This window comes from Ruegeria sp. AB5, from assembly GCF_056542645.1.
Genome location: NZ_JBQGAE010000003.1, coordinates 306,359 through 321,899 on the forward strand (window position 1 = coordinate 306,359; position 15,541 = coordinate 321,899).

Genomic DNA, 15,541 nt, shown 5'->3' on the forward strand with positions numbered 1-15,541 from the left:
GAAGCTCAGCCTATTGGATTTGCAATATTTGAGGCGTGGGCAATCCACGTTTTGCGACTGGGTCGTACGTGCCCGTTTAGCGCTTGTCTCAGACCTTGACGTCGGGATGTCTCAAGGACGCAGGAGTTGTTTTAGGCCTGTTTGTCCAAGGTGGCTGTGCGCCAATGTCGGCGATCAGAAAATCCATGAATACCCGCACTTTGGGGGATAGCACGTTGGACTTGGGATAAATCAGCCACAAGACATTCTCTTCCGCAGCCTCAAAATTCGGCAAAACCCGTATCAACCGTCCTGATTTCAGGTGATCATGCACACTCCATAGCGCATTCAAGGAAATACCGGCCCCGGCCAGCGTGGCACCGACCTGGCTTTGCCCGTCATCGATAACCAATTGACCTTTGGCCGACGCGGGGTCGAAAGCGGCTTGCTCGCCCGCCGGTCCTGTCAACGGGCGTGGGTGGAGATTTTGGAAAGCGATCAGGTGGTGGTTGACTAGATCGGCCGGCGTTTTGGGAGTGCCGTGTGTATCGAGATAGAGCGGCGCGGCGCATAAAATGCGCTGGTCATCAGCCAATTTGCGACCTTTCAAACTGGTGTCGACAAGCGGTGCGTTTCTGAGTGCCAGATCGTAGCTCCCTTCGATCAGGTCGAATTGCACATCCGACAGGCGCAAGTCGAGCGTGAGGTCAGGGTGGTGTCGAAGGAATTTTGGCAGGATCGGTGCGATGTAGAGTTGCGCAAAGGTGCTTGGCGCAGCAAAACGCAAAGTGCCCTGGATACTCGTCATCTGCTTGCCCAATGCCGCCTTTGCCGCCTCTTCCTGTGCGATGATCTCGCGGGCGAAAGGCAGGAAATCGGCGCCATCAATCGATAGCGATACTTTGCGCGTCGTGCGGTGCAAAAGCTCGGAACCCAGGTTATGCTCAAGCTTGGCGAGCTTTGCACTGGCAACGGCCGGCGCCATGCCCAACGCGCGTCCCGCAGCGCTGATGTTCAGCAGATCGGCCGCCTTTACAAACAATCGCAACGCGTCTGTGTCTAGTCCCATTATATTCAAAACCAGAATTATCAATCTACAAGTTGGCAGTTTATCTGCAATTTGATTAGCATTAAATCCCTTTTCGAGACGAAGCAAAGCTTGAACAGGAGGCGCACATGACACGGACAGCCACAGTCAACTACCATGTTCACAAGCCCTACCGGCAAGCTTTTGAACTGGATGCAGGTGGGACTGCGGGACACTTGATTTCCCCCGATCTGGCCCCGACAACCGTAGCGGTGGCAGATAACCGCGAGACGACCACTTCCGTTTCATTTACGTCTGATGCCGTTGAATTCATTCCTTTGAAATCGCAGGTTTGGGACTTTGCTGGCGACGCGTGGAAACAGACATATGATGCGGAACTGAGGGCGATGCTTCTGGACAGGCTGGGTGCGCGAGAGGTTGTGGTTTTTGATCACACCGTACGGGTGGACGACCCTGATGCGAAGCGCAAACCCGCGCGCAACGTCCACAGTGACTACAGCAAGGATGGAGTCGAGCAGCGGCTTACCGATCTGTTGGGGGCCGTGACAGCGGCAGAGTGGGCGCAAGGGCATTATGCCTTTGTCAATGTGTGGCGTCCTGTGGAACATCCGATCAATTCCGCACCGCTTGGCTTTGTTCGCCCGAAATCGGTTGACCCGTCTGACTGGATTCTGCTGGACCTGATCTATCCCGACCGCAAAGGACAAATAATGGGGCTGGTGGGAAACCCCACGCACGAATGGGTCTATCAATCAAGGATGACACCGGATGAGGTTGCGATTTTCAACATCTATGACAATCAAGGACTACCATCGATTGCGCATAGTGCGCTCGATATGATCGAGGACCCAAACGTCACAACTATTCGCAAAAGCATCGAGAGCCGCACTTTGGTACGCTATTGAAGGGGATCTCAGACATGTTGGATGAAATGCAGCCTACCGAGTTTGCCCAGGTCAACGTGGCCTACAACCGGGTGTTTCGCCCGGGGCGCCTGAGCGTTGGCCTTGTGTTGCCGCTGGAGGCATACGCAGTCGGCGCAGAGCCAGCGCTGCGGGGACATCTGGACGCGGCACGGAAGGCTGAGGCACTCGGGTTTGCGGCACTTTGGCTGCGCGACGTGCCCTTCAATGTTCCAAGCTTCGGTGATCCCGGACAGGTTTTCGATCCGTTTGTCTATCTGGGTGCGCTTGCAACGGTGACCGACCGGATCGCGCTTGGAACGTCCAGTGTGATCCTGCCTTTGCGACATCCCGCTCACGTCGCCAAGGCAGCGGCGACGGCAGATGTGCTCTCGGGCGGGCGGTTGCTGTTGGGCGTTGCGTCCGGTGACCGGCCCGAGGAGTACCCGGCGATGAACCGGAGCTATGATGATCGTGGAACACGTTTCCGCGATAGCGTTGAATACATCCGCGCGGTTGGATCGGACTATCCCAAGCTTGAAAGTGCGCAGGGCACACTGTCCGGAGGGATTGACCTGCTGCCAAAGCCGCATGGTACCCGCCTGCCGATGCTCATTACTGGCGGTAGCCAGCAAACACCCGATTGGGTGGCGCAGAACGGGGACGGTTGGATGACCTATCCCCGCAACGCAGCGGCTCAAGGACAGGTCATCGCAGATTACCGGCGGCGCGTTAAGGCCGCGGGCCAACCCGACAAGCCTGTCATGCAATCGCTCTATGTCGATGTCGTTGCCGATCCTGCCACGCCTCCGTGCCCGATCCACCTTGGGTTTCAGTCCGGCACCGATTTCCTGCGCAGCTATCTACGTGAGATTGAAGCGCTCGGGGTCAATCACGTGGCATTGAACCTGCGGTTCAATCAAGCGCCCATCGACGCAACCCTCGAACATCTGGCGGACACTGTGCTGCCTGACTTTTCTTAAAGGATCAGACCGATGACCAAGACTATTCTCATTACCGGTTCAACCGACGGCATTGGTTTGCTCACGGCAAAGAAGCTGGCAGCAGAGGGGCACAAGCTGCTCTTGCATGGTCGCAGCATACCCAAATTGGAAAGCGCAGCTGCCGCAGTTGACGGTGATACCGAAACCTATGCCGCTGATCTGAGCGATCTGTCTGCGGTGCGAGAACTGGCCGAAAGCGTAGGAGCCAATCATGATCAGCTGGATGTGTTGATCAACAACGCAGGTGTGCTGAAAGCCCCGCAAACCGTGCTTGAGAATGGGCAGGACATCCGCTTTGTCGTGAACACGCTTGCACCTTATCTGCTGACCGAGCTGTTGCTGCCGATCATTCCCGCTGACGGGCGCGTTGTGAACTTGTCATCAGCGGCACAGGCACCGGTGAACATCAAGGCCATGCAAGGCAAATCACAGCTGGCGGATATGGAAGCCTATGCTCAAAGCAAGTTGGCTATCACCATCTGGACCCAGGAATGGGCCAGATCGCGCGCCGATGCCCCGGTGATGATTGCGGTAAATCCCGGATCACTTTTAGCGTCAAAGATGGTGAAAGAGGGCTTTGGCGTCGCCGGGAACGACATGAGCATTGGCGCTGATATTCTGATCGATGCGGCCTTGGGCGAGCGGTTCGCCGACGCGTCAGGTGCCTATTTCGACAATGACAGCGGGGCTTTTGCAAATCCACACGCCGCAGCACTGGACAAAGGTCACGCTGCCGACGTCATGCGAACCATTCAAGGCCTGATCAACCAGACGGGCTGATCCACGCGGCGCAACTCTGCCTCAAGCGTTTCCAACATCAACTCTACCCACCCCCCTCACGCATGCCGCGTCGAGGCCCAAGAAAGGACTGCCTGATGAAATATGAGAGCTTTCAAACCTTTGACGTAGCTGTCGAAAACGGTATCGCCACGGTGACATTCAACTTTGGCCCTGTAAACGTGCAAGGCCAGGAAATGTTGTCCGATCTCAACAGTTTGGCCATGCGGTTAGAGCGGGACCGCGACACCAAGGTTGTGATCTTCCAGTCCGCGAATCCGGAAATCTGGGTCTGTCACTACGATACCGAGCTGCTCAAGGATATGTCCACTGAGGCCGTATCCCGCGAGGAGGCCCAGTTGTTGGACCTGCAATCGGTTTGTGAGCGGATCAGCAAGGTGCCGCAGGCCACGATCGCGAAGTTGGAAGGGTTTGCACGTGGTGGAGGGCACGAATTGGCGTTGGCGCTCGACATGCGATTTGCAGCGCGGGGAAAGTACAAGTTCATGCAGATGGAGGTTGGCATGGGCATCCTGCCCTGCGGCGGTGGCGCGTCGCGCATGGCGCGTCAGACCGGTCTTGGCAAAGCGCTTGAGATTATCCTCAGCGCGCAGGACTACGACGCAGACGACGCGGAACGCTTGGGCACTATCAACAAGGCGTTGGAGCCGGAGGAAATTGGTCCGTATGTGACCGCGCTGGCCGAACGGATCGCAAAATTCCCTGCAGAGTCGATCAATGCATGCAAGCAGATGGTTTATGAATCCATCGACAAACCTATTGATGAGGCGCTGAAGGCCGAAGCTTATTGGCTTTACCAGGCCACCAGCAAGACCCCAGCCATCAAACGTTTCAAGATTGCGGATGACCAGGGTTTGGAACACGACATCGAAAACCAACGCAAATGGAGCGATCTGGTGATGCAGGTGCAGGACATCAACTGACCTATCCACAACACAATGATCTCGTCAGGCGTGCGTTGTTGCGATGTGCGCCTGACACGACGTCGCAAAAGGAACATCCCAGTGAAAGCAATGGTTTTAGAATCCTATGGGCCTGACGCGCCGTTCGAGTTTGATGAAATGCCCGACCCGGTCCCGACATCTGGACATGTGGTCGTCAAAGTGTCCGCGACCAACCTAAACACAACGATCTGAAGCATGGGCGTGCAATTGCCCTTGTCCCGCAAATTCCTTGGTCGTGCGCTTGAATGAAACTGGCACCCAATAAGATTGCTCAATAGGAACAGGGCTAGTACGGGTGGTATTTAAGCCCGCAAAAAAGTGTTGAAGCCTTTGGTTTCCCGATGCAGATCGGGATGGTGACGCTGGAAATTCTAGGCTCACGACACATAACCAGTAGATGATGAGAGCTGCGAGAGTGATGACCGACGGTAAGACCTTTGGACTTCGGTCGCATCGGCTGGCAACACGCCTTCAATCCTTATGCCTGCCGAACATGAGTTCAATCCTGTAGCGACGGACCGTCGCCTCGCGCTGATTTCGGCGGGGGATGCAGGTGCGTTTTCCTTTGTCCTTCAACACTTCTCTGAACAATCGGCACCAAGACCCGATCATCTTGCAACCGTCCGACTTTCGGCGGGCTGCCGACCCGCGCTTTCGCACCAATGTAGTCGCTGGCCTGACCTGCGATAGCGAAAAAGATCAAAGCACGTCCTTGGCTTTCGCATATCGCATGCAGCTTTGCATTCATGTGACCCTTGGTCCGACCGCCGCCTCGGCAGCATCCTGCAGATGCGCCGTCTGCGCGTCGCTCAACCAAAAAAAAATCAAATATGTCAGCTACTTGTTTTGGATACGGTTAACTACACCGCCAAACGGAAATCAAAGGGTTTTGAGCCTAGCGTACTTCGGAGCCGCCGGATATTCATATTGATATCGTTGAAAACCCGGCAAACGATGCAAAGGCCGGGCAGGGGGTCTGCAATTGGAAACAGCGTTTGAGCCAATTCGAACACCGATCTGTCAAGGTGTCGCAATTCTGTGTAAGACACGCTCATGACCCTGTTTGACCCTTCGCCACCTCTGCTTTCTGGCACTTTACCCCAAGAAGACGGTCACTGTGTATTTTGGGAGACTTTCGGCAACCCTAATGCACCAGCCATCGTGCTGCTGCACGGCGGTCCTGGGGCTGGAACGCGTCCGCAAATGGTTCAGTTGTTCGATTCTCAACGTTGGCACATTGTCACCATTGACCAGAGGGGGTCAGGGCGTTCCACGCCACACGCGGGCGACAGTGTGGATGCCCTTAGCGCAAATACGACAAAAGACCTGATACATGATCTGGAAAGGTTGCGCGCTAAATTGGATCTGGCGAATTGGTACCTTTATGGCGCGTCGTGGGGCACGACCCTTGCCATCGCCTATGCCTTGGAGCATCTGGACCGGGTGAACGGTTTGATCTTGGCTGCGGTCGCAATGACATCGGGTGAAGATCTTGATTTTCTATACTATGGCGCTCGAAGATTTTTGCCCGAAGCGCATGAACGGTTTCATGCTTTTGTGCCCGACGCCCGTGACGGCATTGAAATCGCAGCCGGGTACAACGATCTGCTGACGGGTGACGACGCTGCTCTATGCTCAGAGGCGGCGCGTGCCTGGTGCACGTGGGAGGCCGCCGTGGTCAGTTTGGACCCACGCGTAGAACCCAATCCATTCTATGACAACGAGCGCTTTCGGCTCGGTTTCGCACGGGTGGTCACTCATTACTTTCGCAACCTTGCCTGGTTGGATGTCCCGTTGGTTGAGCAGGCCACCAGACTTGTCGATCTGAAAGCTTATCTTATCCATAGCCGGCTCGATCTTTCTGCTCCGCTATGGACGCCGTGGCGCCTTCACAAAGCCATGCCTCGGTCGGAACTCGATATTGTCCCTGGCGGATTGCACGGAACCCTCTATGGTCCTCTTGCCAACGCCATCGTCAGGGCGGGAAATCAAATCCTGCGGTTGCAGTAGCCCGCAATTCTGCCGGGGCGGTCTTGAGGGCGGTCACAGAATTCGGCCTTCAATCCCGAGAAGCTCAATTCGAACCAGCTTTTTCTGGCTCTTTTAAGTTTTTTTCAGTCAACGATAAGGCCAAATAGACTGAAACAGCGTTTAGCACGGCCAGAACGCCCAGCGGGATCAGAACGCTTTGGATCTGGGCGACCAGACCGAGAACCGCCGCAAAGATAATACCGCCTATACCCGCAACCGCATCAGAGAGCGCAACCATGTAGGGGCGATTGTCTGCTGACGACATCGAAAGCAGATATAGATAACGCCCTTCCGTCTCTCCTCCAATTCCAAAAGACAGAAAGAAAATCGTAGTGGCATAAATCCATGGGTTGCTGGCAAGACCAAACAAATCGAACCCGATCGCCATAAGGGACGACATGCAGGCGATCATAGATGCGCCGGCGATGGTGTAGCGGATCGATTTCCGTACAATCCGCCGCCACAACATCGCACCCAGAGCCCTTCCAGCGCACGTTGCTGTAACAAAGATGCTCAGAATATGCGGTGTGGAAAGATGAAAGGTTGCGGCATGTATTGTGTAGAACGGCGTGGCCAGTTCGACTGACAAGAAAAACACTCGCGCGATCAGGAAGCGTCTAAACCACGCATGTTGAAGCGCCAGAGACCAGCCACGCGAAACTTGCGCTACAAATGACTCCTTTGCTTTCGTTTCCTGAGGCTTGCTGTCCGATTCAGAGGATTTTGTAAGCACAAGTCGAAACATGCAAAAGCACGAAACCAAAAGCGCCAGAACACCCAACCAAAGCAACACACGATGTCGCTCGAACGGTGTTTCTCCGGCCATCAGAGTCAGCGTAATCCATACGATTGCAATGGCCAGAATGCTGCTGAGCGCAAGTTGCGTGAAAACTACCTGACCGCGCTCTTCTTCCTCAAGCTCCGACCCATAAATATGGTTGCTTCCCAATGCCCAGATTCCGTAGCAGCAGCCCACTACCAAGGCCACGACCACAAAAAGCACCATGACAAATCCATCGGGAAGAGCAGCGCCCGATAGGGCCAGCACGGCCAAAACCAAAGCAATGACAAGGTTGGGCAGTATCATCGCTTTTTTGGAGCGATCTCCTACCCGCACATATGGAGACATCGTCGCTTCAGCGATAATCCGAGCACCCTTGACGCAAGGAAGAAGCAATCCGGCAAGAAATTGCGGCGCTCCCAGTGAGAGATACAAGAACGGAAGCACTATGCTTGGACTTGCAAGAATGTCGGACAGGGAGTCTGCTATTCCGCCCCAAAGAAGGTAAGAACGGTTCTTTTTTTCGGTCGCAGCCGATCTCTTGCCCGAGTTAATTGTCATCTCATCCTGTGCCTTCACCCACTGGCGTACTTATCCCTTTTGGTGTGTTTGATGCATGTTGATCACGCTGAAACCTGTTCGACATCCATTTATTCGGCACTGAGGGCAGATCGCGGATGTCCGTCAATTGGGTTCAAAGTTTGCGATACATCCTCTACGTGTCAAGCCTGGACCTGATTCTCCTAGCCGCTGGACTTGATGAAGAAATCCGTTAGCATGGAAACCATTCACTTCTTGCCTCAGAACGGATGGAGCTATGAATATGTTATTCAAAGGCATCGGGTTGGTCGCGGTACTGGCAAGTACGGCAACGTGTGTGGCCGCGCAATCGGCCGAGACTGATCAAAGCGATGAAAAACTCTTGTTTGTTCAGCACGCGGCATCGGCAACGTTGTCCGGCGGGACTTTGACACTGACGAATGCCGACAAGCATATGCTGGCGTTTTCTGATCGTCCCTTCAGGGCCACCGCGACGTTTCCGACATCAGGCTTGATCGAGATCTGGAACAAGGGAAAAGACAGCCTTGCCTCCGATCCCCCAAATGCTGTTTTGGTTGGGGAAGTGGACGGGAAAGCAACGTCCGTAGTGATTGAGCTGACAAATCCGCAGTTGGCAGAAGAAAACTTGATTTTCGATTACGTACTTCTGAATGGCCAAGACGATGTCACAGTTGAACGCAGCTATATCGTGATCGATGAAACGTGGTGGGGAGACTCCTTGGAGGTCTTGGGCGTTTCCACCGGCAACGTACTTCTTTCAGGCACAATGGAAAACTCCACATATTCTTCGGATTGAAATCTGATGTGATGCGCAACTTGGCAGGGCAGGCTTTTGCTGACTGAATTAGGCTAACGAAAAGGCCCTTGCCGTTTCTTCTGATCTGTTCGGGAGTTGTGACCACCGCGTGTTGTATCGACAACCGGGTTGGACGTGGGTGATCAGTTCCCCGAATTGCTTGAAAGGATAGGTTCCGACTGCGAACTGGTCGCTCCGGACCATTTGCGCAACTTCGACCGCATCCAATGCCAGCCATACACTCCGAGAGCGTCCCACCACCAGCGGAATCTGGTCTTGCAAGCCTCATTCAAACAGCGTGTGTACGCCTTCCAACCCGAACCAGAAACTCCCTGAGCGTTTGAAAAGCAGCGTACAGCACCGGGATCATAAGCAAACCAAGCGTGCTGTCGACAATCATCCCAAACAAAACCGGATAGCCGATTGACGTCCGCGCCGCAGCACCCGCCCCACTGGCCAGAACCAGCGGCAGGACGCCAATGATAAAACACAAGCCAGTCATCGTGACCGGGCGAAATCGGATTTCTGCCGCCTTCAGCGCGGCCTCTTTTGTGCTTGCCCCGGAAAGCCGTTCCTGATTGGCGAATTCCACAACCATGATGGCTTTTTTAGCTGCCAGGCCGATCAGCAAAACCATCCCGACCTGCGCGAAGATGTTACTGGTCAGGAACGGATAAAGCGCCAGCGGTATCAACGCGCCCAACAGCGCAAACACTGCCGACGTGATGATGGACAGTGGCAGTATCCAGCTTTCGTACAGCACCACCAGAAACAGGTAGGCCAATATCAATGCAGACAACATGATATAAGGCACCAGGCCCTGAGACTTCACTTCTTGCTGGGTGACACCAGACCACTCGATCCGAAACCCGTCGGGCAGTGTGTTATCGGCGATCCGTTGCATCGCTGCGATCCCGGCACCCGAACTGACCCCTTCAGCCAATTGCGCGCTGACCGAGGCGGCTGTGAAAAGATTGTATCGCGGGATCGTATCAGGTGCGAGAACGGGTTCGCTGCTTACGAAATTTCGCAAAGGCAGAGTTTCGCCTGCGCGGTTCTTGACATAGATGTTGTCGACATCCTCAAGCGTCTGCCGAAACTGGGCATCGGCCGAAATGATAACCCAGTACACCCGTTCCGACAGGATGAAATTATCAACGAAATACGAACTGAGATTGGCCTGTAGCGCCGTGAAGATATCCGACACGTTCACACCCAGTGCCTCGGCACGATCCCGATCGACCGACAACCGGTATTGCGGTGTCTGGCCCGAGAAACTGCCATGCGCCCGCACAAATTCAGGCGCGGCGTTCAGCGCCGTGACAAACCCGTTCATCACCGAATCCAGCTGGCCGCCATCGCCCTTTTCGAGGTCAAGCAATTCGACCGAGATGCCCCCGGTCGACCCTAGCCCATGAATTGTTGGGAAGGGAAAGACATAGCTTTCCGCCTGGGGCAACGTGGACAATTGCTGATCGAGATCCCGCATGATTGCACTCCACCCCAGGTTTGGGGTGGTCCGCTGATCCCACGGTTCCAATGTGACAATTGCCATGCCTACGTTTGATCGGCCACCTGCCAACATACTTGCGCCGGAAACGGTTGTGACCGTTTCCACGCCGGGGGCCTTTCCGATCAGCGCCCCGGCCTCGGCCATGAAGGCTTGTGTGCGTTGGAGCGAGGCCCCGTCCGGCAACTGCATTGAGGCGAGCAGAACACCGTTGTCTTCCTGAGGGATCAAGCCTGTTGGGACCGTCCTGAACAGATAGATAGTTGTGCCAACGCAGGCGGCAAAGACAAGCAGTGACAGCGCCATATATCGCAGCATCAGCGCAACAAGGTGCATATACGCTCGTCTGACCCATCCAACCAATGCGGGGACAAAACGAAGCGGCCCGATCGGTTTGGTCCCCGATCTCAAGACCATCACGCACAGCACTGGCGCCAGCGTTAGCGCGTTCACTGCCGACAAAACGAACGCAAAAATAATGGTCGTGGCAAACTGGTAGTAGATCGTTCCGGTCACACCGGGAAAGAAACAGACCGGGACAAAAACCGCGGCAAGTACGAAGGTTGTCGCAATGATTGGCCTGTTCACCTGCGACATTGCCTTCAATGTGGCATCGCGTGGGTCCAGGTTTTCCTCACTAACGATCCGTTCGGCATTTTCGACAATGATTATCGCGTCATCCACGACCAGGGTTATGGCCAGCACCAATGCGAACAACGTGATCATATTGGCGCTGAACCCGATGGCGTAAATCAAGGCTACAGCCCCCAGAAGCGAAACCGGGATTGCGATGGCGGGAACAAGAGTTGCCCGAAAGCTGGCCAGAAAGAAGAACGTCACCGCGATCACCAGACCGGCAGTTAGCGCAAGCGTGTTCAGAATATCCTTGATGGACACGCGAACGGCATCCGTGACGTCATAGGTGATCTCATACGAGACGCCGTCGGGGAACTTCTTCGACAACTCCTGCATCAGGTTTCGAATGCTGTCCGAAATCTCAAGCGCGTTTGCCGTGCTTTCCTGATGTACCGCAATTGCGGCAGTGTCCTTTCCATCCAGCTGTGATGACCCGGAATATGTGGCCGAGCCCAGCTCGATACGTGCCACATCTTCAAGCCGTGTCACTGACCCATCATTGCCCGTTGCAACGATGATCCGCCCAAACTCATCTGCGTCCCGTAGCAAACCTTCGGCCCGCAGCTTGAATTGAAAGTCGGTGCGTGCATCGCCAAATGGGGGAGCCCCGACCTGCCCAGCGGCGGCGACAATGTTCTGATTTTCAATCGCATCGGCTATCTCGGCCGCCGTTATGTTCAATGCGGCCATCCGTACCGGGTTGATCCAGACCCGCATGCTGTATTCCAGCTGACCAAATTGCGCGACGCCGCCAACACCGGGTAGGCGCTGCAAAGGATCGTGTAGGAAGTTGGCGGCATAGTTGCTCAGATACAGTTCATCCCGCGATCCGTCCGGCGAAGTCAGGTTGAGCACAAGGATCATGTTGCCCGATTGTTTCGTGACCTCGATACCTTGCTGCTGGACCTCGGATGGAAGTTCCGCGCTTGCCAGTGCAATCCGGTTCTGAACTTCGACTGCGGCGACGTTGGGGTCGGTGCCCAATTCGAAGGACACGCTCAGGTCATAGCTGCCGTCGTTCGAACTTTTGGACTGAATGTACAGCATCCCTTCGATGCCATTCACGCGTTCTTCGATGGGAGTTGCCACGGATTCCTGGATGACCTGCGCATCGGCACCGTGATAGCTGGTCGTCACATAGACCTGCGGCGGGGTAATATTTGGGTATTCGGAGATTGGCATCAAACGCACACAGACCGCGCCGAACAGAACCATCAAGATTGCGATGACAGCTGCAAAATGCGGACGATTGATGAAATAATGAGAGATCAAGCCTGTCCCTAACCCTGGCTATCAACAGGTTTTACAACCAACCCGTCATGAACCTTTTGCAGACCCTGCACCACCACGACATCACCTTCTTTTATACCCTTGGTGATTTGAGTGCGGGTCGCCGTCTGGGTGCCAATCTCAATATCCTTGCGATGGACCGTGTCTTTGTCATCGACCGAGAACACAAAATACCCCTTTTTGTCGAACTGAACAGCGTTGCGCGGGACCGTAAGTACTTTGGTGTCTTCCGATCCACTGAGGCCGACAATGACAAATTGACCCGGAATCAAGACGCCGTCCGGGTTGGAGAATGTGGCCCTCAGTTCGATCGTGTCGGTGTCCTGGCTAACGCTGTCGCCGACATAGATCACCTTACCTTGCGTCGCATAGGCCTTGCCATCGGCCAACGTGATCTGGGTCGTCAGCTTTATGTCTTTTGCAGTGATCGACCCGTTCCGACGCTCGCGTAGCAGCACGGGTTCACTCACGAAAAAACTGACCAAAATCGGGTCGACGCTGGCGACTGTCGCCAGAACACCGCTGTCGGAATTGACAAGGTTCCCGGCATCAACGGCTGACAAACCGATCCTGCCATCCAAGGGGCTGGTGATTTCGGTGTAATCCAGATCAATCTGTGCGATCTTGACCGCTGCAACGGCCTCATCCACAGCGGCCAACCCTTCCGCGTAGGTCGCGTTGGCGGTGTCCAGAACCGCCTGAGGTATATCACCTTTGTCAAATAGCTCCTTTTGCCTGTCCAGTTGGGCCTTATCACTCTGGGCAGCAGCCTGCGCGCTCTTCAGTGCGGCTTGGGCACTTTCGACACTGGCCTGATAAGTCTGCTTTTCAATCCTGAACAATACGTCGCCCTTGGCAACCGCGCCGCCTTCGGTAAAATTCACCTCTTCCAGCACACCTTCAACGCGCGCTTGCAAATCGACGCTCTGATCTGCCACCACGCGGCCGACGAACTCATCCTGCTTCTGCAGTACCTGTAGAGACGCCGTCTCAACAACCACACTTGGCGGGGCTGCTGATTGCGACTGCGCGCTTGCAGGCCCAACCAATCCGATTGCAATGAGGGTAAAGAGTATCCGGTTTGCTCGTTTCATCTTGTGTTCGACAATCTCGCAATCAGGTCTCATGGACCCACTATTCACGCGCCGTGGTCGCGGCGCAACGTAAATCTAAAAGGCTTTTGGGTTCATGGATTTGCTCATTCAAGTCAATCCACCAAAAGACCCTGTGTAAGGCTTTCGCCAGCGTCGTTATTGTTGAAAGCACACCGATGCGGCCCAGTTTAAAGATCGTGATCTTCATTTGCCTGCTCCCTGATGAAGACGCCCATGGTTTCCGGTACGTCTGATTTGGAGTCACGTTTGTTGGTGATGACCAGCATCGAGATACCAGCAGCGGCTAAACAAGATTGATCATGTCCCAAGTGTGATAGGATCGTATTCCGCAGTCCAGTCTTTTTGCAACCTTTGCGTTCAATTGAGAATGGTTAACTCGTTCTTGAAATGTAAAGATGTTACACGACTTTAGGGGATAATTGATCTGGTGAGCACCGTGTTTTGGCAACGAAACTCTGGTGATGTGAAATGAACCAAAATCAAATTGTATAGGGAAATTCATAAAGCATACTATTATTAGCATGGGATATGCTGCCATTTCAGCAGGGTTGCCGACATCTGCCTTCGCAGACTCAAGCGAATCGAACAAAGCGGCTTTGTTTGTTCAGCATTCTGATACGGCCACCCTGTCAGATGGAACGCTGACGCTGGATGACATCGACAAGAATATGATTGCCTTCTCCGATCACCCTATGCGGTCGACCATGTTCCCTCCGACCGCAGGCCTGATCGAGATTTTGAACAAAGGGAAAGACAGCTTTTCTGAAGATCCGCCAAATGCGGTGTTTATGGGTGAGGTGGACCGAAAAGCCACTTCACTGATTGGTGAACTGACAAACCCCGCGTTGAGCGATGGAAGCCTGACATTCGACTATGTGCTGCTGAAAGGGGAGGATTCTGTTACTCTGGTTAGAAGCTATATGGTGTTGGACGAAACAGTATGGGGCGATATCGATTGGGAGATAGATAAAGGCACCGGAAACCAAGAGGGCGCCGCAACTATGGACAACTTGCCTGACTGATCCCGGCATAAGAACGTTGATGTTGGATGTTCCAACCAACGTTCAAAATAGAAACAACTTGATGAAACCAATGGGTGCGGATGTTGCAATCGGAAATACGCCTGATGCAGCGATCCTGGAACTGTTATACTCAGACTGACATCCTGAGGGCCTGGCTGTCTGCGCCGCCAAACCAAGGTCTTTGACCGAAATGCGGTGTGGGCTCCGGATGTGACCCCAAAAATGCAGAATTTGTCTTAGGACAACTGGCTGTTTCGCGAAACCGCCAGAATATCAACCAGCGGAGCGTTCCGGGTGAACTGTTCCAGCGTGTCTTGCGTGGCGGTGATCTTATTCGTGTAATCCCGCAAGACCTCTAGTTGAGAATCCAGTTCCACATCCCGCAATCGGTCAAAATTGGCTTTCCAGTGAAACAGTGTTTTCAGGGACTGCGGACGCCTGTCGCGGATTTTCAGCACCTCGTATCCACAGTGTTGCAGCAATGCGCACAACTCTGCTGGTGTCGAAACATGTGATGAAAGGCCAAAGGTCGGGCGGTACATCGCGCTACCGTCTGCCCATGCGTTTGACGAAATAATGACCTGCCTGCACTGCTTTTGCAGACGATTGAGCAGCGCAGCTTTGGCCGCGATATGTTCGAAGGACTCAAGAAACAGAACCGTATCGAATTCAGTATCCGGCACACACTCTTCCAGATCAGCATGGAGAACGTTCAGGCCGTTGCCCCGGCAATAATTAGCCTGTGCAGCCGAAACCGTGACGCCGGTAACTTGGCAACCATGCTCTTTGGCCAGCAGGCTTGCAGGTGCCCCCCAACCGCAGCCTGCGTCAAGAACACGGGCACCTGAAGGAATGACCTCATAGAAATTTCGCACCGTCGTCTTCAAGGCTTCAGACGGATCATCCGTTTTGCTGAAATCACCAAAATGGTAATGCAGATCGGCGCCGATAACTTGCTTCCAAAGGGAAATGTCGTTCTTGGAATAGAACGCATCAAGGTCACATGTCTTTGAACCATCGTGTCTCACGCGATCAAAGAACATGGTGTCCCGGATCAGGTCAAGCAGATGCAATGTGGGTGAATTTGCCGGTAGCGTTCTCAATCATTCCGCGCAATAGTCATT

Annotated in this window: 13 protein-coding genes and 1 pseudogene; 7 read left to right on the forward strand and 7 right to left on the reverse strand. The window is 54.2% G+C overall.

Features of this window, described 5'->3' with window-relative positions:
- Nucleotides 1-88 precede the first annotated feature (88 nt).
- Nucleotides 89-1,048 carry a LysR family transcriptional regulator gene (locus ACR0L4_RS08900; RefSeq protein WP_480512353.1) on the reverse strand — a complete coding sequence of 320 codons (960 nt, stop codon included), beginning with the start codon at nt 1,046-1,048 and terminating at the stop codon, nt 89-91.
- A 107-nt stretch (nt 1,049-1,155) separates the two neighbouring features.
- On the opposite strand from ACR0L4_RS08900, the gene ACR0L4_RS08905 reads away from it, so the two are divergent.
- The 4 genes from ACR0L4_RS08905 (at nt 1,156) to ACR0L4_RS08920 (ending at nt 4,654) form a co-directional block, all read left to right on the forward strand.
- The gene (locus ACR0L4_RS08905; protein ID WP_480512254.1) at nt 1,156-1,932 is read left to right on the forward strand and encodes a CmcJ/NvfI family oxidoreductase; all 777 of its coding nucleotides are present in this window, start codon (nt 1,156-1,158) and stop codon (nt 1,930-1,932) included.
- Nucleotides 1,933-1,946: 14 nt separating this feature from the next.
- Nucleotides 1,947-2,912 carry an LLM class oxidoreductase gene (locus ACR0L4_RS08910; protein ID WP_170749311.1) on the forward strand — a complete coding sequence of 322 codons (966 nt, stop codon included), beginning with the start codon at nt 1,947-1,949 and terminating at the stop codon, nt 2,910-2,912.
- A 12-nt stretch (nt 2,913-2,924) separates the two neighbouring features.
- Complete coding sequence (locus ACR0L4_RS08915) at nt 2,925-3,713, forward strand: SDR family NAD(P)-dependent oxidoreductase (protein WP_480512256.1); 789 nt, start codon at nt 2,925-2,927, stop codon at nt 3,711-3,713.
- 95 nt (nt 3,714-3,808) lie between these two features.
- The gene (locus ACR0L4_RS08920) at nt 3,809-4,654 is read left to right on the forward strand and encodes an enoyl-CoA hydratase/isomerase family protein (protein ID WP_480512258.1); all 846 of its coding nucleotides are present in this window, start codon (nt 3,809-3,811) and stop codon (nt 4,652-4,654) included.
- Nucleotides 4,655-5,062: 408 nt separating this feature from the next.
- On the opposite strand, the pseudogene ACR0L4_RS08925 reads toward ACR0L4_RS08920, so the two are convergent.
- Nucleotides 5,063-5,441, reverse strand: a pseudogene (locus ACR0L4_RS08925) (transposase family protein); the annotation flags it as partial.
- A 287-nt stretch (nt 5,442-5,728) separates the two neighbouring features.
- Between ACR0L4_RS08925 and pip the strand changes: the two are divergent.
- Complete coding sequence (gene pip / locus ACR0L4_RS08930; RefSeq protein WP_480512260.1) at nt 5,729-6,685, forward strand: prolyl aminopeptidase; 957 nt, start codon at nt 5,729-5,731, stop codon at nt 6,683-6,685.
- Between the two features lie 64 nt (nt 6,686-6,749).
- Here the strand turns inward: pip and ACR0L4_RS08935 are convergent, their stop codons facing one another.
- Nucleotides 6,750-8,048: an MFS transporter gene (locus tag ACR0L4_RS08935; protein ID WP_480512262.1), complete on the reverse strand. Its 1,299-nt coding sequence runs from the start codon at nt 8,046-8,048 to the stop codon at nt 6,750-6,752.
- Between the two features lie 262 nt (nt 8,049-8,310).
- Between ACR0L4_RS08935 and ACR0L4_RS08940 the strand changes: the two genes are divergently transcribed.
- Nucleotides 8,311-8,844, forward strand: coding sequence for a hypothetical protein (locus tag ACR0L4_RS08940; RefSeq protein WP_480512264.1), 534 nt, complete (start codon nt 8,311-8,313; stop codon nt 8,842-8,844).
- A gap of 289 nt (nt 8,845-9,133) precedes the next feature.
- Here the strand turns inward: ACR0L4_RS08940 and ACR0L4_RS08945 are convergent, their stop codons facing one another.
- The 3 genes from ACR0L4_RS08945 to ACR0L4_RS08955 are packed head-to-tail and all read right to left on the reverse strand — an operon-like array spanning nt 9,134 to nt 13,582.
- Nucleotides 9,134-12,262, reverse strand: a complete 3,129-nt coding sequence (locus ACR0L4_RS08945) for an efflux RND transporter permease subunit (protein WP_480512266.1) — start codon at nt 12,260-12,262, stop codon at nt 9,134-9,136.
- 8 nt (nt 12,263-12,270) lie between these two features.
- Entirely contained in the window at nt 12,271-13,374 is a 1,104-nt protein-coding gene (locus ACR0L4_RS08950) for an efflux RND transporter periplasmic adaptor subunit (protein ID WP_480512268.1), read from the reverse strand.
- Between the two features lie 40 nt (nt 13,375-13,414).
- The gene (locus ACR0L4_RS08955) at nt 13,415-13,582 is read right to left on the reverse strand and encodes a hypothetical protein (RefSeq protein ID WP_480512270.1); all 168 of its coding nucleotides are present in this window, start codon (nt 13,580-13,582) and stop codon (nt 13,415-13,417) included.
- A 334-nt stretch (nt 13,583-13,916) separates the two neighbouring features.
- Here ACR0L4_RS08955 and ACR0L4_RS08960 point away from each other — a divergent pair, with 334 nt between their 5' ends.
- The gene (locus ACR0L4_RS08960) at nt 13,917-14,417 is read left to right on the forward strand and encodes a hypothetical protein (RefSeq protein ID WP_480512272.1); all 501 of its coding nucleotides are present in this window, start codon (nt 13,917-13,919) and stop codon (nt 14,415-14,417) included.
- Nucleotides 14,418-14,653: 236 nt separating this feature from the next.
- Here the strand turns inward: ACR0L4_RS08960 and ACR0L4_RS08965 are convergent, their stop codons facing one another.
- The gene (locus tag ACR0L4_RS08965) at nt 14,654-15,520 is read right to left on the reverse strand and encodes a cyclopropane-fatty-acyl-phospholipid synthase family protein (RefSeq protein WP_480512274.1); all 867 of its coding nucleotides are present in this window, start codon (nt 15,518-15,520) and stop codon (nt 14,654-14,656) included.
- Nucleotides 15,521-15,541 lie beyond the last annotated feature (21 nt).